Origin of the sequence: uncultured Psychrobacillus sp., assembly GCF_938022135.1 — a bacterium.
Classification (GTDB): Bacteria; Bacillota; Bacilli; order Bacillales_A; family Planococcaceae; genus Psychrobacillus.
This window is the reverse complement of sequence record NZ_CALIED010000025.1, coordinates 39,727-58,159: the sequence shown is the minus strand read 5'-3', so window position 1 is coordinate 58,159 and position 18,433 is coordinate 39,727. Positions and strand designations below refer to the sequence as shown.

At 37.0% G+C, this 18,433-nt stretch carries 21 protein-coding genes and 2 rRNA genes; 18 read left to right on the top strand and 5 right to left on the bottom strand.

The genetic code is table 11. From position 1 onward, the window contains the following. The 3 genes from Q0371_RS06580 to Q0371_RS06570 form a co-directional block, all read left to right on the top strand. Positions 1-320, top strand: a 23S ribosomal RNA gene (locus Q0371_RS06580); the annotation flags it as partial. Positions 321-376: 56 nt separating this feature from the next. Beyond that, positions 377-492 (top strand): 5S ribosomal RNA (rrf, locus tag Q0371_RS06575). 40 nt (positions 493-532) lie between these two features. Continuing rightward, positions 533-868 carry a hypothetical protein gene (locus Q0371_RS06570; protein WP_298469621.1) on the top strand — a complete coding sequence of 112 codons (336 nt, stop codon included), beginning with the start codon at positions 533-535 and terminating at the stop codon, positions 866-868. Between the two features lie 514 nt (positions 869-1,382). On the opposite strand, the gene Q0371_RS06565 is transcribed toward Q0371_RS06570, so the two are convergent. Continuing rightward, positions 1,383-1,931 (bottom strand): cupin domain-containing protein, encoded by a 549-nt coding sequence (locus tag Q0371_RS06565; RefSeq protein WP_251556943.1) that lies wholly within the window; start codon positions 1,929-1,931, stop codon positions 1,383-1,385. Between the two features lie 233 nt (positions 1,932-2,164). On the opposite strand from Q0371_RS06565, the gene Q0371_RS06560 reads away from it, so the two are divergent. The 10 genes from Q0371_RS06560 to rsmI all read left to right on the top strand — a co-directional run bounded on the left by Q0371_RS06560 (position 2,165) and on the right by rsmI (position 9,268). Next, positions 2,165-3,586, top strand: a complete 1,422-nt coding sequence (locus Q0371_RS06560) for an aminotransferase class I/II-fold pyridoxal phosphate-dependent enzyme (protein ID WP_298469620.1) — start codon at positions 2,165-2,167, stop codon at positions 3,584-3,586. A 2-nt stretch (positions 3,587-3,588) separates the two neighbouring features. Then, complete coding sequence (gene tmk / locus Q0371_RS06555; RefSeq protein ID WP_169360333.1) at positions 3,589-4,230, top strand: dTMP kinase; 642 nt, start codon at positions 3,589-3,591, stop codon at positions 4,228-4,230. A 49-nt stretch (positions 4,231-4,279) separates the two neighbouring features. Next, entirely contained in the window at positions 4,280-4,609 is a 330-nt protein-coding gene (locus Q0371_RS06550; RefSeq protein WP_142643831.1) for a cyclic-di-AMP receptor, read from the top strand. Positions 4,610-4,633: 24 nt separating this feature from the next. Beyond that, positions 4,634-5,074 (top strand): YaaR family protein, encoded by a 441-nt coding sequence (locus tag Q0371_RS06545; protein WP_169360334.1) that lies wholly within the window; start codon positions 4,634-4,636, stop codon positions 5,072-5,074. Between the two features lie 64 nt (positions 5,075-5,138). Further along, entirely contained in the window at positions 5,139-6,149 is a 1,011-nt protein-coding gene (locus Q0371_RS06540) for an AAA family ATPase (RefSeq protein WP_298469627.1), read from the top strand. Beyond that, a complete protein-coding gene (locus Q0371_RS06535) occupies positions 6,142-6,957 on the top strand; it encodes a stage 0 sporulation family protein (RefSeq protein ID WP_169360335.1) in 816 nt (271 codons plus the stop codon). Before Q0371_RS06540 ends, Q0371_RS06535 begins: the two co-directional genes overlap by 8 nt. A gap of 24 nt (positions 6,958-6,981) precedes the next feature. After that, entirely contained in the window at positions 6,982-7,338 is a 357-nt protein-coding gene (gene yabA / locus Q0371_RS06530) for a DNA replication initiation control protein YabA (protein ID WP_169360336.1), read from the top strand. A gap of 62 nt (positions 7,339-7,400) precedes the next feature. After that, positions 7,401-8,147 (top strand): tRNA1(Val) (adenine(37)-N6)-methyltransferase, encoded by a 747-nt coding sequence (locus Q0371_RS06525; protein WP_298469606.1) that lies wholly within the window; start codon positions 7,401-7,403, stop codon positions 8,145-8,147. Beyond that, the gene (locus Q0371_RS06520; protein ID WP_298469603.1) at positions 8,134-8,424 is read left to right on the top strand and encodes a GIY-YIG nuclease family protein; all 291 of its coding nucleotides are present in this window, start codon (positions 8,134-8,136) and stop codon (positions 8,422-8,424) included. The genes Q0371_RS06525 and Q0371_RS06520 overlap by 14 nt, the downstream gene beginning before the upstream one ends. Continuing rightward, complete coding sequence (rsmI, locus tag Q0371_RS06515; RefSeq protein WP_169360339.1) at positions 8,396-9,268, top strand: 16S rRNA (cytidine(1402)-2'-O)-methyltransferase; 873 nt, start codon at positions 8,396-8,398, stop codon at positions 9,266-9,268. Before Q0371_RS06520 ends, rsmI begins: the two co-directional genes overlap by 29 nt. Before the next feature lie 121 nt (positions 9,269-9,389). Here rsmI and Q0371_RS06510 read toward each other — a convergent pair whose 3' ends face one another. Continuing rightward, a complete protein-coding gene (locus Q0371_RS06510; protein ID WP_144541581.1) occupies positions 9,390-9,665 on the bottom strand; it encodes an AbrB/MazE/SpoVT family DNA-binding domain-containing protein in 276 nt (91 codons plus the stop codon). 334 nt (positions 9,666-9,999) lie between these two features. Here Q0371_RS06510 and metG point away from each other — a divergent pair, with 334 nt between their 5' ends. Further along, a complete protein-coding gene (metG, locus tag Q0371_RS06505) occupies positions 10,000-11,967 on the top strand; it encodes a methionine--tRNA ligase (RefSeq protein ID WP_298469590.1) in 1,968 nt (655 codons plus the stop codon). 696 nt (positions 11,968-12,663) lie between these two features. Here metG and Q0371_RS06500 read toward each other — a convergent pair. The 3 genes from Q0371_RS06500 to Q0371_RS06490 all read right to left on the bottom strand — a co-directional run bounded on the left by Q0371_RS06500 (position 12,664) and on the right by Q0371_RS06490 (position 14,083). Then, positions 12,664-12,879 carry a spore coat protein gene (locus Q0371_RS06500; RefSeq protein WP_205964094.1) on the bottom strand — a complete coding sequence of 72 codons (216 nt, stop codon included), beginning with the start codon at positions 12,877-12,879 and terminating at the stop codon, positions 12,664-12,666. 216 nt (positions 12,880-13,095) lie between these two features. Then, complete coding sequence (locus Q0371_RS06495) at positions 13,096-13,518, bottom strand: spore coat protein (protein ID WP_169360341.1); 423 nt, start codon at positions 13,516-13,518, stop codon at positions 13,096-13,098. Between the two features lie 31 nt (positions 13,519-13,549). Beyond that, entirely contained in the window at positions 13,550-14,083 is a 534-nt protein-coding gene (locus Q0371_RS06490; RefSeq protein WP_298469584.1) for a spore coat protein, read from the bottom strand. Positions 14,084-14,696: 613 nt separating this feature from the next. Between Q0371_RS06490 and Q0371_RS06485 the strand changes: the two genes are divergently transcribed. The 4 genes from Q0371_RS06485 (at position 14,697) to rsmA (ending at position 18,423) form a co-directional block, all read left to right on the top strand. Continuing rightward, positions 14,697-15,467: a TatD family hydrolase gene (locus Q0371_RS06485; RefSeq protein WP_298469581.1), complete on the top strand. Its 771-nt coding sequence runs from the start codon at positions 14,697-14,699 to the stop codon at positions 15,465-15,467. A gap of 122 nt (positions 15,468-15,589) precedes the next feature. Then, entirely contained in the window at positions 15,590-16,807 is a 1,218-nt protein-coding gene (locus Q0371_RS06480) for a G5 and 3D domain-containing protein (RefSeq protein ID WP_169360344.1), read from the top strand. Positions 16,808-16,975: 168 nt separating this feature from the next. Beyond that, positions 16,976-17,545 (top strand): ribonuclease M5, encoded by a 570-nt coding sequence (rnmV, locus tag Q0371_RS06475; protein ID WP_298469577.1) that lies wholly within the window; start codon positions 16,976-16,978, stop codon positions 17,543-17,545. After that, entirely contained in the window at positions 17,542-18,423 is an 882-nt protein-coding gene (gene rsmA, locus Q0371_RS06470; RefSeq protein WP_169360346.1) for a 16S rRNA (adenine(1518)-N(6)/adenine(1519)-N(6))-dimethyltransferase RsmA, read from the top strand. The genes rnmV and rsmA overlap by 4 nt, the downstream gene beginning before the upstream one ends. Positions 18,424-18,433: the final 10 nt, after the last annotated feature.

Here is an 18,433-nt window from a genome sequence, read left to right as displayed (position 1 = left end):
TGGGTTCAGAACGTCGTGAGACAGTTCGGTCCCTATCCGTCGTGGGCGTAGGAAATTTGAGAGGAGCTGTCCTTAGTACGAGAGGACCGGGATGGACACACCGCTGGTGTACCAGTTGTTCTGCCAAGGGCATCGCTGGGTAGCTATGTGTGGACGGGATAAGTGCTGAAAGCATCTAAGCACGAAGCCCCCCTCAAGATGAGATTTCCCATTACGCAAGTAAGTAAGATCCCTCAAAGACGATGAGGTAGATAGGTTCGGGGTGGAAGCGTGGCGACACGTGCAGCTGACGAATACTAATCGATCGAGGACTTAACCAAATTGTTTGTTTCTAATATGATGTCTTTTATCCAGTTTTGAGTGAACAACTCAAAAGTCTAGTGATGATGGCGAAGAGGTCACACCCGTTCCCATACCGAACACGGAAGTTAAGCTCTTCAGCGCCGATGGTAGTTGGGGGTCTCCCCCTGCAAGAGTAGGACGTCGCTGGGCACCAAAGGAAGTCGTCACCGAGTAATCGGTGGCGGCTTTTTTGTTTAAAATGAAAAAAAAAAGCCGAAGGCACTCTCTCCCTAAGCAAGTGGGCGAGAAGCCGGAGGGGCAAAGAGTTCGAGGAAGCAAGGAAGAGAGGCTCGGAGCGTATGGCATACGCGAGAACCGAACGACTGCGGCTGACGAAGAAATCTGCCGCCCATCTGGTTTCGCAGCCGCCGATGGTAGTTGGAGGGTCGCCCCTGCAAGAGTAGGACGTCGCTGGGCAACTAAAGGAAGTCGTCACCGAGTAATCGGTGGCGGCTTTTTTGTTTTGTCTTTTACAGGAAAAAGCGAAGAGACAAAGGGTTCGAGGGAGCAAGGAAGAATGTTATAATAAAAATCAATACAAAAAGGTCAACCAATTTGGGCTGACCTTTAAATACGAACGGCTTAGACTAGTTGTGTCAATGAATTTGTGGGTAAATGGGAAAATATTTTTGTTAGGAGGTATCTCATGGAACTCATTAATATTGTTGTCGGATTTATAGTATGTATTTGTATTGGGTCTGTATTGAATATACTACTTAAAACAACTCAAAAAAGAGACTGGCTAATTACATTCTTAATAAGTTTAGTATTATCAATAGCAATAGTGCCTTTGTTAGGTTAACGATTACGGCTATTTTATGGAACTAACACCGTAATTTTTAGCCAAAAAAATTCACTTAAAACCCACTAGGAAAAGTAGAGAGGCAGAAGTTATTTGTTTCGTGCATTTTCAAATCGACTTTTATCTTTAACATAGCCTTAAAACAAAAATCAATCTCCCGCTAAGTAAGTGTGAAAAAACATAAAAGAGACATGGGAATAGTCCATGTCATCTTGTCTGCAACTCATTATGTTAAGAATTAACTTTCAGTAGTTTTGTTACAGCTCGCAGGTGGACCAATAAATGTGGAAGGGACTACTGGTGCAATTGCTTTTTCCCAAAGAGTTTCATCTAAACAATACGTCTGGGCCATAACATTTGCTGGAGTCAACTTCAGGATATCTGATCCGAGTATTACTTCGGGTGTTGGTGCATTAAAAATGGCTAGTAGATGTGTATGTTTCTCTGTAGCTACTTCATAATGCCACCATCCTTGAGGTACATTTGCTACTTGGCCAGGTGAAAGCGGAAAATGTTGCATTTGCTTGGTAAAAGGATTCAATAATGAGACGGTTAATGCACCAGAAATACAATAGACAAGCTCGGCAGCATTTTGGTGGTAATGGGGCTCAATCACATTGTTTGGACTAAGAAAAATATCAAGTAAAGATACATTGTCTAGTGTGTTTAATTGCTGAATCCCTAAAACATTAATAAAGTTTTGGCTATCTTTTTTAAACAAGGTACTTGTGTTCACATCAAAAGTGAATTGAGCGGATGGGGAGGTGTAGTCAAACGGGAAAACCATAGAGCAGCTCCTTTCTATATCGTCATTGCTATACATTCTCCGCATAATATGTGTGAATCCAATTTGTTGTGCAGTAGGAGCTATATTCATACAATAAAATAATTTCCCGGAAAATAAATATTTAATAAAGTTCTGCCCTTTCTGTCCAAAAATAGGTGCAAACCATCTATCCTTATCTCATGTCTTATTTCATGTATAATAGAAAGATAATAAAGTTTGGTGAGGTATAAGAAATGCATGAAAAACGACCTTTAGTAGAAGCGCTTGAAAAATTTCATAGTCAAAAGAATATCTCCTTTCATGTACCAGGACATAAACATGGGGTGTTATCCAATCTTCCTGAGGTTATTAAGGACGCCTTATCCTATGACCTTACAGAACTTAAAGGCTTAGATGACTTACATCATCCAGAAGAAGCGATTAAAGAAGCGGAAGAATTGTTAGCCTCTACATTCGGGGCAAAAAAAAGTTATTTTCTTGTCAATGGAACGACTGTTGGGAATTTAGCTATGCTATATGCAACATGCCAGTATGGAGAACAGTTAATAGTACAGAGGAATGCTCACAAGTCAATTTTTCATGCAATTGAGCTAGTAGGTGTTGAACCTATCTTTGTCACACCAGAATGGGATTCTCGCACAAAGACAACAACCTTTGTTTCTGCCAACACCATTAAAAGCGCAATAGAAGAGTTTCCTTTAGTAAAAGGTGTTCTACTCACTTACCCAACTTACTATGGAATGGCTTCTAATGAAATAAAAGAGATTATCGATTATTGCCATACAAAAGGTATTCCAGTTCTAGTAGACGAAGCACATGGGGCACATTTTAAGGCAAACAGCGGTTTTCCATTATCTGCTCTTGATTACGGTGCAGATATAGTAGTACAATCTGCACACAAAACATTACCATCTATGACAATGGGTTCGTACTTACATATGAATTCTTCTATTATAAAAGTTTCTCAAGTAAACAAGTATTTAAGGATGCTTCAATCAAGCAGTCCTTCTTATTTATTAATGGCATCCTTAGATGATGCAAGAAGCTATGTACAAAGATACAATGAAATGGATTTCAAACAGTTAATATATAAAAGAGATTTGTTCATTCAGGCACTCCAAACGATTAAGTTAGTGGAAGTAATAGAAGTAAATGATCCACTGAAATTACTAATACGTGTTGGGAGCTATTCTGGTTTTCAAGTTCAACAGGCTTTAGAAGCACAACATGTATATGCGGAGCTTGCGGATACTTATCAGGTTTTAATAATTCTTCCTTTGCTAAAAAAGGACCAAGACTACCCTTTTGCAGAAGTAAGAAAACGAATTAAAAATGCCGTAGACGAGCTTAAAAAAGAAACACCGATAATTCCTAAAGATATAAGAAATAAATCGTTTAAATCTGTTTCTACGATTGAAATGAATATGAGCCTCTTAAATGAGAAAAAAGGCGAGTGGGTTCCCTATGTTCGCTCCATAGGAAGAATAGCTAAAGGAATACTCATTCCGTATCCACCGGGAGTACCATTGTTCATTCCAGGAGAAAAGATTACGATTTCTATGTTAACTGAACTGGAGGAATGGATTGATAAAGGAGCTACCTTCCAGGGGGATCATAGACTCGATGAAAAGCTAATTTATGTTGTGGAGGATTAATAGTGCAAAAAAAAGGGTATTTTATAACAAGCGAGGGTCCAGAAGGTGCAGGCAAGACAACTGTCATGCAATTACTTGGAAAAAGATTAATGGAAGAGGGCTTTGAAGTCGTGATGACAAGAGAGCCTGGAGGCATTAATATCTCGGAGAAAATAAGAGGAATAATTTTAGATAACGAGCATACAATGATGGATAGCCGTACGGAGGCATTATTATATGCTGCAGCAAGGAGACAGCATTTAGTTGAAAAAGTTTTGCCTGCTCTAGAAGCTGGTAAAATTGTTATTTGTGATCGTTTTATTGATAGTTCGCTTGCATATCAAGGACATGCAAGAGGGATAGGGGTAGAAGAAATATTAGCAATCAATCAATTTGCAATTGGACAGACTATGCCCGACCGCACGATTCTTTTTGATATAGAACCTAGTGTTGGGTTAGAAAGAATTAATGCACATAGCAGTAGAGAAAAAAACAGGCTAGATGTGGAGAGTCTTCAATTTCATGAAAAGGTTAGAGAAGGCTACCTTAACTTAGTAAAACAATATCCAGACAGAATTAAAGTAATAGATGCTTCTCAAAAGCTCGAAGAAGTATTAGAAGATACCTATAAAGTAGTAAAAATGGAATTAGAAATTTTTAGGTAATTAATGCTATAATAAAATAAACAGAATAGAAAAGTGGGAGTGAGTAGCGATGAAATTAATAGTAGCCGTAGTGCAGGACCAAGATAGTAACAGATTGTCAAATGCGTTAACGAAAGCAAAGTTTCGTGCAACAAAACTTGCTAGTACAGGTGGGTTTTTAAGATCTGGAAATACTACGTTTCTGATCGGTACAGATGACTCCTTAGTATCTTCTGCGTTAGAATTAATAAGAGACAATTGTAGAGCACGTGAACAGATGGTAGCCCCAGTTTCACCTATGGGAGGAAATGCTGATTCTTACATTCCGTACCCAGTGGAAGTAGAGGTAGGAGGAGCTACAGTATTTGTTCTTCCAATTGAACAATTCCATCATTTTTAATAATGAAGGAAAGGATCGAAAAATTTGAAGATAAATCAAGATGTACGAGTAGGGATAGATAAGATACGCAAGGATACTATGCAGAACAATATTCAATCTGCAAAGTTTGGGCAAATGATTACAAAGCAGGATCAGCGGATGCAAACCGAAGCCTTAACGAAACTGTTAGGAGATATTACGACAGCAGGAGATCGTTTAGCAAGGTCTAGAAATCTACGTGATATGGCTAAGTTTAAAATGCTGATTAAAAAGTTTCTAGAGGAAGCTGTAGATTTTGGAATGGGATTAAAGCAATCTCATACATGGAATCGATTTGGTGAAGGAAGAAAGTTAAAAATCGTAGAGACTATAGATGAAAAATTGGTAGAGCTAGCAGAAGAAATTCTGAGCCAAGAAAAAAGCTCTATAGAATTACTAGATAAAATAGGCGAAATTAAAGGATTACTTATTAATCTATATACGTAATGTTCCCGTGTTATCGCACCGTGCGAGACACGGGATTTTTTAGAGAGGTGGAACCACTATGAGCATGGAAGAAGAATGGTCCATTCAAGGAATAGAAAAAATACAACCTACTGCTATTAAACAAATCCAATCTATAGTAGCCAAAAATCGTATTGGACATGCCTACATTATTGAAGGTGCTAATGGTACAGGGAAAACGAAAGTTATGCAATTTTTTGTACAGCTTATGTTTTGCGAAAATTCGACAGAAAATGTTCCATGTGAAACATGTCGAAACTGTAAAAGATTAAAATCGTCTAATCATTTGAACATTATTCAACTGGAGCCAGATGGTCAAAATATAAAAAGAAATCAAATTGATGAATTAATACATGAGATGAGCAAAACCTCTATTGAAAGAGGAAGAAAGGTTTATGTAATACATGAAGCAGATCGATTGAACACAAGTTCCTCTAATACATTACTTAAATTTTTAGAGGAGCCTCAGAGCGAAATTACTGCCATTCTATTGACCGATAAGATGCATGCCTTATTACCAACAATACGGTCCAGATGTCAGCATATAGGCTTAGCCACCATGCCACAGGGAGTATTAAAAAAGAAGTTAATGGAAGAGGGAATTACTGATTCAATGGCTTCTACAGTTAGTAGAATGACGAATCAAGTAGAAGAAGCTCTAATTTTAGCGAAAGACGAGCAATTTGGACTTGCAAGGAAATCAGTGATAAAATTGGTGGAAGCAAGTGAAAAAAGTGTTCAGCATGCACTTATGTGCATACATGAAGATTTTGGTCCCTTGCTAAAAGAAAAGGAAAGTGCAGAACAAGTATTAGATTTACTACTATTTGCTTATCGTGATATAGTAGCTATAAAAGCAACTCCACTCGCAGTTTGTACCTATCCAGATATGATTTCATTCTGGAAACAGATAGCATTACAAAAGACGTATGAGCAATTGTCTAAACAGTTAGAATTAATTTTAGATGCAAAGCAAAATTTGCATAGAAATATGAACCGGACACTGATGATGGAGCAGCTGATGCTTAACCTGCAGGAGGGGTATAGTTTTGTATAATGTTGTAGGAGTCCGCTTTAAGAAAGCGGGTAAAATATATTATTTTGATCCAGTAGACTACGCTTTAGAGAAAGATGACTATGTAATTGTTGAAACTGCTCGTGGCGTAGAATATGGGAAAGTCGTCGTACCTATTAAACAAGTAGGAGAAAACGATGTCGTTTTACCGTTGAAGCAAGTAGTCCGTCCTTCTACGGAGAAGGACAAAATCCAAGTGGAAGAAAATCGTTTAGAATCGGCCCAGGCATTAGCATTGGGAACCGAAAAAATATTACAAAGAGAATTAGAGATGAAGCTTGTAGACGTTGAATATACATTCGACCGAAACAAAATTATCTTCTATTTCACGGCGGAGGGTCGAGTAGACTTTCGTGACTTAGTAAAGGATCTTGCTTCTGTATTTAGAACTCGTATTGAACTCAGACAAATAGGGGTGCGAGATGAGGCAAAAATGCTTGGTGGTATTGGTCCTTGTGGAAGAATGCTTTGCTGTTCAACCTTTTTAGGTGATTTTGAGCCAGTATCTATTAAGATGGCAAAAGATCAAAACCTATCATTGAATCCTTCTAAGATTTCCGGATTGTGCGGACGTCTAATGTGCTGCTTAAAGTATGAAAATGACGAATATGAGGCTGCAAGAGAGCAAATGCCTGACATTGGTGATAAAATTGAGACACCAGATGGATTCGGAAAAGTGGTCAGCATGAATATTTTAGAGAGAATTTTACGTATTGAGTTAAGTGATCCACTTCGTATATTAGACTATACGTTAGATGAGGTTGTAAACTATGCTAAAAATCCAGTATAATGGACGGGGCAATGAGGTGAATAGGTGATGGACCGTAATTTTTTTGATACAATTATAGAATTTGAAAAACAGTTAGAGTCCACGCAGCTCCAATTTCGCGCTTTGAAAGAATTTGTAGCGATTATGATAGAAGAACGTCAAGCGTTACAAGAAGAGAACAATCATTTAAGACAAAGACTTGATGAAATACATGGAAAAGAAGTAATGGACGAAAAGATACGAGAGAAACGATTAAACAAGGCAGATATAGGTGAAGGCTATGATAACCTAGCAAGGCTTTATCAGGAAGGTTACCATGTATGTCATGTTCATTTCGGAAGCGCTCGGAAGGAAGAAGATTGTTTATTTTGCTTATCTTTTTTAAATAAACAAAATGTCTAATCAATTGACTGATGCCACTCCATAGGTGGGTGTCAGTCTTTTGTTTTATGGAGGTTTAAGTTATGGAGCAATGGCTAAAGGATGATGAAAGGCTAGACTATTTATTGGCAGAGGATTTAAGAATTATACAAAGCCCTTCTGTTTTCTCCTTTTCCTTAGATGCAGTTTTATTAGCAAGATTTACATATGTCCCTTTTAAAAGAGGAAAAATGGTAGATCTATGTACGGGAAATGGAGCTATTCCTCTTTTCCTAAGTGCACGATCACAAGCTGAAATAGTGGGGATTGAATTGCAGGAAAGGTTAGCTGATATGGCAACGAGAAGTGTCGAGTTTAACAAGCTAACAGAACAAATTCATATTATGCAAGATAATGTTATAGGAATAGCAAGTAAAATTGGAACTGAAAAATATGATGTGGTAACCTGTAATCCTCCTTATTTTCCAGCACATGTAGCAAGTGACAAAAATCTCAAGGAACATCTAGCTATTGCAAGGCATGAGATACATCTTACCTTGGAAGAAGCGGTGCAATCAGCGAGTGAGCTACTCAAACAGGGAGGGAAAGCGGCATTTGTGCATCGCCCTGGTAGGTTATTAGATATTGTCACTTCTATGCGAGCCAACCGACTAGAGCCAAAACGTATTCGGTTTGTTTATCCCAAAAAAGGTAAGGAAGCTAATACATTATTGATCGAGGCTATTAAGGATGGAAAACCAGATTTAAAAATTTTACCTCCTCTTTATGTGTACGGAGAAGATGGACAATACACAGATGAGGTTAAAGAGATGCTGTATGGTGACAAATAAAGAGCATACTTTTTATGTATTACAATGTAATGACGGCTCCTACTATGCTGGTTATACAAATGATTTGTTTAAGCGTATCAAGGTTCATAATGAAGGAAAAGGAGCAAAGTACACGAGGGCAAGACTCCCAGTTAAGTGTATTTATAAGGAAATTTTTGAGTCAAAACAAGAGGCAATGCAGGCAGAATATGCTTTTAAGCAACTTACAAGAAAACAAAAAATAGCTCATATGAGAGGTGAGTCAGCAAATGAATTCACAAAAATCAACAGAACATGAAAACAGTAGTTGTTTGTATTTAGTAGCTACCCCAATAGGTAACCTAGAGGATATGACAATGCGTGCTATCCGTATTTTGAAGGAAGTCGACTATATAGCAGCAGAAGATACTAGGAATACGAAGAAGTTATGTAACTATTTTGAGATATCTACTCCCTTAACAAGCTATCATGACCATAACCAGCTAGCTGGTGGAGAGAAAATATTAGAAATATTGAGGGATGGGAAACAAGTTGCATTGGTAAGTGATGCTGGTCTACCGTGCATCTCAGATCCAGGAGCGGATATTGCTGCAAAAGCAATAGCAGAAGGATTTGCAGTGGTACCCGTTCCAGGAGCAAATGCTGCTATAAGTGCTCTAATAGCCTCAGGAATGATTACGCAACCGTTCTTTTTTTACGGATTCCTTAGCAGAAATAAGAAGGAAAGAAAAGCGGAAATTACAACACTAGAAAAGAGACAAGAAACAATTCTATTATATGAGTCTCCTCACCGTCTGAAGGAATCTTTAAAAGATATGCAAGCAATTATGGATGGAACACGTCAAATTGTATTAGCGAGAGAGCTTACAAAGAAATTTGAGGAATTTTTAAGAGGTACAATAGACGAAGCGGTCGAATGGGCAGAAACAAATGAAATTCGTGGTGAATTTTGTATAGTGCTTGCTGGCAATGAAGCTAAAGAAGAAATAGAAGAAGCTTGGTGGAAAGATTTAAGCATTGAAGAACATGTCGAGCATTTGATACAGGAAAAGCAACTGAAATCAAAGGATGCGATTAAAGAAGTTTCCATTCAACGAGGGTTACCTAAAAGAGAGGTTTACCAAAGTTATCACGTAGAATAGCGAAATTTCCCTAGCTATGAAATCGATTGAGTAGGGGATTGATTCTTATAAAACCTCATGGCATATTTTAAAGTTCAAAGGTTAAAAAAAAACATCCGTCTGCACGGATGTTTTTTAGTTCTTATTTTAAGCTGCTTTGAATTTCTTTAATTAATTGTTCTGCACCTTCTGGGCTTAAAATTAATTTGCCCCCAACAAGACGAAGATTTTCATCTGATACTTCACCAGTAACTGCACAAGTCATGTTTGGCATATATTTTTTTAAGATGATTTTATCATCGTCAACATATATTTCAAGCGCATCTTTTTCTGCTATACCTAGTGTACGACGAAGTTCAATAGGAATAACAACGCGTCCTAACTCATCAACTTTACGAACTATACCTGTAGATTTCATTATTAAAGTTTCTCCTCTCAAGAGTGTATATTTTTCGCCAAAATTCGACATTAACCTCTTTTATGTACTTAATCATACCAAGTACTACCATATTGGTCAATAATTATTCTTCTGATTTTATTAGAATGGATGATAAAAATATGACTATGTTTACATAATATACCTAATAAAAATAATTATTATATCATTCTTAGGAATAATCTTGCTATTAATGGAAATAATGTAAGTCATAAAGAAAATTCGACAAAATTGCTTCAGAGGTATAGATTGAAACAACTACCCCATTTCGATAGAATAAAGTATATAGAAGATTCAGCATTGGAGGCAATTAGCATTGAGCGCACAAGATAAAACATTTTATATTACGACCCCTATTTACTATCCAAGTGGTAAATTCCATATTGGAACAGCTTATACAACGGTAGCTTCCGATGCAATGGCACGCTATAAACGATTAAGAGGCTATGACGTTCGCTTTTTAACTGGGATGGACGAGCATGGTCAAAAAATACAGGAAAAAGCGCAAGAAGCGGGGATGGAGCCACAAGCATATGTGGACGAAATTGCATTAGCTGCTAAGAAAACTTGGGCAACTATGGATATATCTTATGACGATTTTATACAAACAACAGAAAGCCGTCATACAGAAGCAGTAGAAAAAATCTTTCAAACCTTCCTAGACAATGGAGATATATACAAAGGAGAATATGAGGGGTCCTACTGTACGCCATGTGAGTCCTTCTTCACAGAAACTCAATTGGATGAAGGAAATTGTCCGGATTGTGGTAGACCAGTTCACAAGGTAAAAGAAGAATCGTATTTCTTCAATATGAAGAAGTATGCGGGACGTTTATTGGAATACTATGAAAACAATGTAGAGTTTATAGAACCGGAATCCAGAAAAAATGAGATGATCAATAACTTCATCAAGCCAGGTCTAGAAGATTTATCTGTATCGAGAACTTCCTTTGACTGGGGAATTCGTGTTCCTGGAGATGCAAAGCATGTCATATATGTATGGGTAGATGCTTTAACAAACTATATAACGTCATTAGGCTATATGTCAGATGACGATACCCTTTTTAAAAGATATTGGCCAGCAGATGTACATGTGGTAGGGAAGGATATAGTTCGTTTCCATACGATTTATTGGCCGATTTTCTTAATGGCTTTAGATTTACCTCTTCCGAAAAAAGTGTTTGCACATGGATTTATCATGATGAAAGACGGTAAAATGTCAAAATCAAAAGGAAACGTTGTATATCCAGAGATGCTAGTGGAGCGTTATGGACTTGATGCGACACGTTATTTCCTACTTCGTGAGCTTCCATTTGGACAAGATGGTGTATTTTCACCGGAATCCTTTGTAGAACGCACGAATTTTGACCTTGCTAATGATCTTGGGAATCTTTTAAATAGAACAGTCTCGATGATCAACAAATACTTTGATGGTAATATTCCTGTTAACCAAGGAGAAGCGACAGAATTTGATGCAACTTTACATCAATTTGCTAAAGAAGCAATAGAAAAATATGAAGTCAATATGGAGAAAATGCAGTTTAGCCTTGTATTAGGAGATTTATGGTCTCTTGTGTCTCGTACAAACAAATATATTGATGAGACTCAGCCATGGGTTCTAGCAAAAGATGAAGCAAAAAAAGGGCAACTTGCTAGTGTTATGATTAACTTAGCGGAAAGTCTTCGTCAGATTGCTACCTTAATCCAACCATTTATGCCAAATAGCCCAAAAGAAATTATGGAGCAGTTAGGCTTAACTGACGCTCAGCTACAATGGGAGAAACTTGGTGATTTTAATGTCATCCCTGAGGGTACACAAGTTATTAGTACAGGAGTGCCTATTTTCCCTCGTTTAGACGTAGATATAGAAGTAGCTTTTATACGTGAGCAAATGCGCGGTTCTGTCAAAACTCTACAAGAAGAGGTGGAGGAAGAAGCAGAGGAAGAGCAAGAGCAATCAGAGGAAATTTCTATTGATGACTTCTTTAAAGTTGATTTAAGAGTAGCAACAGTATTGGAATGTAAAGCTATTCCTAAAGCAGACAAATTATTAAAATTACAATTAGACTTGGGGTATGAAAAACGTCAGGTTGTCTCAGGAATAGCAAAGCATTATAAACCAGAGGAGCTAGTAGGGAAAAAAGTAATTGTAGTAGCTAATTTGAAACCAGTAAAACTTCGTGGAGAACTTTCCCAAGGGATGATTTTAGCTGGTGAAAAAGATGGATACTTAACTCTAGCAACTGTTGATGAAAAACTAGAAAATGGTGCACAAGTAAAATAATATGCCAATTAAAACTGTCGCGGGAGCGGCAGTTTTTTTATAAATAAAAAAGGCTATGTTAAAGGTTAGGGTTGATTTATAATGCAAAGAAATCTTAGAACAGAGAGTAGAATTGATTTTTCGCCCCAGCCGGACGCTTTCCTCGGGGTGAGCGATAAGCCATCACCCATCGCTTACGCGCGTGGTTGTGATGTCTTATCTGTCTCACTCATCCCGTAGGAGTCGCCGTCTGGTGCTCCAATCAATAAATGGAACAGCTTTAGCACCGATAAAGCATAAAAAAAATTTACTCGCTTAAACAAAGCTAAAAACTGTCACCAACCCAATTTCATCATCTATTTATGTTCTTAATAGCCATTTAAAAGTTCCTTTTTTAATGTTTACAGTCACTATAAAAAAGAATTGTTAGTCAAAATCCACCAATAACTTTAACAAAGCTATAAAAAAATAAACGCCTATAACATAGGCGTTTAAATATGATTCCTAAAATAGTATTGGCAGTATAACTTGTATATTAATGTTGAAACATACAGTGGGATGAGTAGGCAGACAAGCCTTCACAACAGCGTAATCCTATAGTAAATCTTACCTGCTCTTCTCATTCACTGCTTCCACCATAGCGGAAATTAAAGACATGTTACTCTAATTAATACATCTTAAAATTATTTGTCAGTTACTAATAAGCAACGTTGTTTTTCAGTCATCATTCTTTTTTTCGGATGTCGGATCAATAAATTGGTCCACTTGTAAGGTCAGTTCTTCCACTAGTTCTTTGAGTAATTGCTTTTGCTCAGTGGATAATTTTCCTTTAACATCATCAAGATCTACGCCATTTTTACGTAGTGTATCACTCACTATTAAATCAATGACCTTATTAGGAATTGCATTTGCTTTTTTGGGTATCTCGCTCACGTCTTTCACTCCTTCTCTAATATCATTCGTATTATTATATGCAACTATAATTTAAGAGGAGCGTGGAATCTTTTACGTTTTCAAACCCAACGAATAGACCGTCTCAACCATAACCTTAATTGGAGGTTAATTAGAAAATATTTTAAAAGTGACTCGCTCAAACCAAATTTGAAGCGCACTTACTCAAATTAAATATTTCTAAATTGATTCGATATATTATAAAATATCTAACTTAGCTACTAAAGATACAAGAACTTGAAGCATAGCCTGAATGTTTACTGCTAGATCTGTGTCTGTAGTTGTAACTTTTACATTTTTGGATCCCTCAATAATAGTTTTTTGGACATTTTGTTGTTTAGTCTTTATAAACTGCTTCATGTCTTGGGCAACAGCTCTAGCTTGATCTGTATCTCCTAAAGTAATGGTGATAACTGCAGCAATAGCTGCTTGAATTCCTAGTTGTAAGGACAATGCTGCTTGTGTGTCTGTTGTTTGGATGTCTACGCCTTCTGAATTCTTTACAACAATCCACTCGTATGATTGTTGCTTAGTAGATACTACTTGTGCTCCATTTTGCTGTACATCCGCATTATTATGATCATTATCATCGCAATGATCTAATGCTTTCCATTTATTCATATTTTCACCTCTTTTCTTTTTTATAAAAAATTTAAAGAACGTCTAGTTTAACAACTAATGAAACTAATACTTGAAGCATAGCCTGAATGTTCACGGCTAAATCTGTATCGGTAGTCACGATATTAACGTCTTTTGAGTTATAAATAATGATTTTTTGCTTATTGGATTGTTCATCATTAAACCTTTGGAATATATCTTGTGCAATAGCTTGACCCTGATTAGAATCACCAATTGCAATACTTACTACTAGAGCAATTGCAAGTTGTAGTCCAATTTGAAGAGACACGGATGCTTGAGTATCCGTTGTTTGAACAGTTACATTACAGGAATCCTTAATCCAAATTAGTTCATCAGATTCTTGGTCTACAGATACCAATTGATCGCCTTCCTCAACAACAGCTGCCTCACTAAAATCATTATCATGATGATCACTAGGTTCATGATCATTCTGATAATGATGGTTTTTTAGCTCGCTATCTTTGGCATCAAGGCTGCTACATAGTTGGCAGTCTCTTACTGGTTGATAACTAGTGTCACTATATCGTTTATTTTGTGGTTGACTCATTCTAAAATCTCCTTTCCTATTTTCTAGCTTGGTTATAAGAAATGAATCCTTTCAACCTCACTTCTGTATCATATGAACAAGATATTTATTGACATAGTTTGTTTGACTATTAAAAAGACTATGTTTTTAGGATTAATTATTTTTTGAACGCATAATTGGTGTGATAATCTTGACGATTCGAGCAAACTAAATAATCTTGCCTATAGAAAAATAAGCAAGATTAATTAGATTTAAAGAAGATGGGTGAATAGATTTTTATTAATCAACTAAACCGAGCAATTATTATCAAACATAGGTAGGTTAATTTCATAACACCTATTATGAAGTGAAGGAGGTGACTCTAGAGGTATGATTAAGACAGTTGAACCATCCCAAACGTACGCAAGTGACGGCTTACTTAACCCTGCGAAAAGCATATAAATGTCATTATTTTTATCAAATTGTTCAAGTTCTTACAAATTAATTATGAAAATGATCCAGGAAATTTGTTTTTTTACTGTAGGAAATTAATCAAAATATTTTAAAATATGACTCATTTAATGTAAATGTAATAATATTGTGATGTATGTAAATTAAAAAGATTGTAAAATAAATATCAGATAGGAGAATGTATATGCTAATAGATACACATGTCCATTTAAACGCAGATCAATATGATGATGATCTTCAGGAAGTAATTGATAGAGCCTTAGAGGCAAATGTTCAGAAGATGGTCGTAATTGGTTTTGATCGTAAAACAATTGAACGTGCAATGGAGTTAGCAGAAACATACCCGTTTATTTATGCCGTAATTGGATGGCATCCAGTGGATGCAATTGATTGTACGGAAGAAGATTTACAGTGGATTGAAGAGTTATCTGCACATGAGAAAGTAGTAGGTATTGGTGAAACAGGGCTAGACTATTATTGGGATAAGTCCCCTAAAGAAATTCAACAGACTATTTTCCGCAAGCAAATACGCTTAGCCCAAAAGGTTAACTTGCCAATCATTATACATAATCGAGAAGCAACGGAAGACGTGATTAGGATTCTTCAAGAGGAGGAGGCTCATCTAACAGGGGGGATTATGCATTGCTTTGGGGGAAGTGTAGAAACAGCAAAACAATGTATTGATATGAACTTTATGATTTCACTTGGTGGACCTGTAACCTTTAAAAATGCAAAGAAACCTAAAGAGGTGGCAATGGAAATTCCCATAGAGCATTTATTAATCGAAACCGATGCTCCTTATTTGGCTCCACATCCTCATAGAGGTAAAAGAAATGAACCTGCACTTGTTGCACTTGTTGCAGAAGAAATTGCTCGATTAAAGGGTATTTCAGTGGAGGAAGTAGCAGAAGCTACAACAAGCAATGCTATGCGTTTTTTTCACATAGATGACTAACAAATGACCCTTATTTTTGTATAGTAAACCACCTTGAGGTAAAAATTGGATAAAAACCTAAAGTGTTGACAAGCTTAAAAGTACTCTATATAATCACACGAGTGAACAAGGAGGCGTTTTTCATGCAAAATAATACCATGAAAAACCTGTTCTTTCATTCATTGAGGAGCAAGAAAACACTAGTAACGATTGCATCTTTACTATTGTTTTTTGCAGTGGTTTCGTTCGTATTATACGAAGGAACAAAGAAAACTGTTGCTATAACAGTTAACGGAGAACAACAAGAAATAACAACACATGCCAATACCGTTGGAGAACTACTAGAAGAAAATAATCTAGTGGTCTCTAACGATGATTTTTTACATCCCTCAGTGAACACTTCAATCAAAAATAATCTTAAGATTGAGTGGGAGCAGGCAAGACAAATAGAAATCACAGTAGACGGTAAAATTCAAACTGTCCAGACTACTGATGATGTAGTATCAGAAATACTAGCAAAGGCAAATGTTGCTTATACAGAACATGATGCGATTACCCCTGCTGCAGATGCAGAGGTGGGACCCGATAATCGAATTGCAATTGAAAAGGCATATGAAGTCACGCTTATAGATGGCAAGGAAGAACAAAAATTATGGTCCACTTCGACTACGGTCGCTGACTTTTTAAAAAAACATAACATTTCATTAAATGAATTGGACCGTGTAGAACAGAAAATGGATGAACTTATACTTCCTAATTCTGAAATACAAATAGTGAGAGTAGAAAAGGTCACCGATGTAGTTGAGGAAGAAACAAACTTTGCAGTAGTGACAAAGAAAGATGATTCTCTGCTTAAGGGAAAAGAAAAAGTCGTTGAAACAGGTGAAAAAGGTTCTGTTGCGCGCACTTATGAGGTAGTTAAAGAAAACGGGGTAGAAGTTTCCCGTAACATAGTGAGTGAAAAAGTTACTAAAGAGCCTAAAAAGAAAGTTGTAGCAGTTGGAACTAAAGTAATGACTGCAAGTGCAAATGTATCTCGTGGAACTAAAACCTCGGCTGCCCCATCCAAGGGAAGCGAGTTTTATGTCACAGCTACAGCGTATACAGCTAACTGTAATGGTTGTACAGGTGTGACAGCAACTGGTATTAATTTAAAGTCTAATCCAGAGGTAAAAGTGATCGCTGTAGATCCTAGTGTTATTCCTCTGGGGTCTAAGGTATGGGTCGAAGGCTACGGCTATGCGGTGGCTGGAGATACTGGTGGTGCTATAAAAGGAAAGAAAATAGACTTATTTATGGCTTCCAAATCGCAAGCCTATGATTTCGGGCGTAAAAAAGTTCGTGTAAAAGTTTTAAAATAATACAAAAGGTATGTAAAGCAGGCGTAGATACAGTTATCGGGTAAACTACGTACTCGCTTTATACGACATTGTATATCATTTTTCGTATAGCTTTCCCTCTCGTTGATAGGGAGAGCTTTTTTGCGTTATGATAGAGGCTAGTATAGAAGTGGAAAAGAGGTAAAACGCTTGCGAATAAATGAAATAATCGTCGTAGAAGGAAAAGATGATACAACTGCTATAAAAAGAGCAGTTGAAGCTGATACTATAGAAACTAATGGTTCTGCCATATCAAAAGAAACACTTATCAAAATTCAGCACGCTCAAGATAAAAGAGGTGTCATTGTATTCACTGACCCAGATTACCCTGGCAGAAGAATTCGTGCCATTATAGAACAACAAATTCCTGGGGTGAAGCATGCTTTTTTATCAAAAGAAAAAACAATAGCGAAAAATGGTAAGGGACTAGGCATTGAACATGCTAAAGATGAAGATATTCGACAAGCTCTTAGTCATGTGTATACCCCTAAAACTGACATGGAAACTATCTTTCCTGCCATTCCACTAGAGGTGCTAATTGCAGGAAAGCTCATTGGACACCCGCATGCAAAAGACAGAAGGACTCGACTTGGAGAGATATTAAAAATAGGCTATACCAATGGAAAGCAGCTACAAAAGAGACTAACTATATTTCAAATAAATAAGGAACAGCTGGAAGCAGCGATTCTGCAACTCGATTTGGAGGACAATACGAAATGACACAAAAAGATATAGCAACTCCTATACGCACACAGGAAATACTAAAAAAATATGGTTTTTCTTTTAAAAAGAGCTTAGGACAAAATTTCTTAATAGACCCTAATATTCTTAGAAATATCGTTAGTCATGCCAATTTAACAAGTGAATCAGCCGCAATTGAAATTGGCCCGGGAATAGGAGCTTTAACAGAACATCTAGCAAGAGAAGCTGGAAAAGTAATCGCTTTTGAAATAGATCAGCGCTTGTTGCCTGTGTTAGCAGATACACTCTCACCATATAACAACGTAGAAATCATTCACAAGGATATTCTTGAAGCGAATATGGTAGAAGTATTTGAGGAAAAGTTAACCGATTATAAAGATGTCATGGTTGTAGCTAATTTGCCATACTATGTAACAACCCCAATTTTGCTGAAGCTATTAATGGATCGTTTGCCTATACGGGGGATGGTTGTGATGATGCAGAAGGAGGTGGCTGATAGAATTACTGCTTCACCGGGGACCAAGGCTTATGGGTCTTTGTCAATTGCAATTCAGTATTATATGAAAGCCGAAGTAGCTATGACTGTTCCTAGGGCTGTCTTTATGCCACCGCCAAACGTAGACTCTGCGGTAATTAAGCTAACTCGCCATGAAACTCCGCCAGTACAAGTGATAGATGAGGATTTCTTATTTAAAGTTTCAAGAGGTTCTTTTGTGCAACGAAGAAAAACGATAATAAATAACCTACAATCCTCCCTTCCTAATGGGAAGGAGAAGAAGGAACTAATCATTCAAGCACTGGAGAAGGTAGGCGTATCACCCACACGTAGAGGAGAAACGCTGAGTATTGAAGAGTTTGGAAGGCTAGCAGATGAGTTGTATCCAAATTTCCATTAAATTTACTTGT

Excerpts from the sequence above, each read along its gene's own strand:
- Q0371_RS06565 (WP_251556943.1), bottom strand. The coding sequence starts at position 1,931 with ATGGTTTTCCCGTTTGACTACACCTCCCCATCCGCTCAATTCACTTTT.
- Q0371_RS06560 (WP_298469620.1), top strand. The coding sequence starts at position 2,165 with ATGCATGAAAAACGACCTTTAGTAGAAGCGCTTGAAAAATTTCATAGT.
- Q0371_RS06550 (WP_142643831.1), top strand. The coding sequence starts at position 4,280 with ATGAAATTAATAGTAGCCGTAGTGCAGGACCAAGATAGTAACAGATTG.
- Q0371_RS06540 (WP_298469627.1), top strand. The coding sequence starts at position 5,139 with ATGGAAGAAGAATGGTCCATTCAAGGAATAGAAAAAATACAACCTACT.
- Q0371_RS06525 (WP_298469606.1), top strand. The coding sequence starts at position 7,401 with ATGGAGCAATGGCTAAAGGATGATGAAAGGCTAGACTATTTATTGGCA.
- Q0371_RS06520 (WP_298469603.1), top strand. The coding sequence starts at position 8,134 with ATGGTGACAAATAAAGAGCATACTTTTTATGTATTACAATGTAATGAC.
- rsmI (WP_169360339.1), top strand. The coding sequence starts at position 8,396 with ATGAATTCACAAAAATCAACAGAACATGAAAACAGTAGTTGTTTGTAT.
- Q0371_RS06510 (WP_144541581.1), bottom strand. The coding sequence starts at position 9,665 with ATGAAATCTACAGGTATAGTTCGTAAAGTTGATGAGTTAGGACGCGTT.
- Q0371_RS06495 (WP_169360341.1), bottom strand. The coding sequence starts at position 13,518 with ATGAATAAATGGAAAGCATTAGATCATTGCGATGATAATGATCATAAT.
- Q0371_RS06490 (WP_298469584.1), bottom strand. The coding sequence starts at position 14,083 with ATGAGTCAACCACAAAATAAACGATATAGTGACACTAGTTATCAACCA.
- Q0371_RS06485 (WP_298469581.1), top strand. The coding sequence starts at position 14,697 with ATGCTAATAGATACACATGTCCATTTAAACGCAGATCAATATGATGAT.
- Q0371_RS06480 (WP_169360344.1), top strand. The coding sequence starts at position 15,590 with ATGCAAAATAATACCATGAAAAACCTGTTCTTTCATTCATTGAGGAGC.
- rsmA (WP_169360346.1), top strand. The coding sequence starts at position 17,542 with ATGACACAAAAAGATATAGCAACTCCTATACGCACACAGGAAATACTA.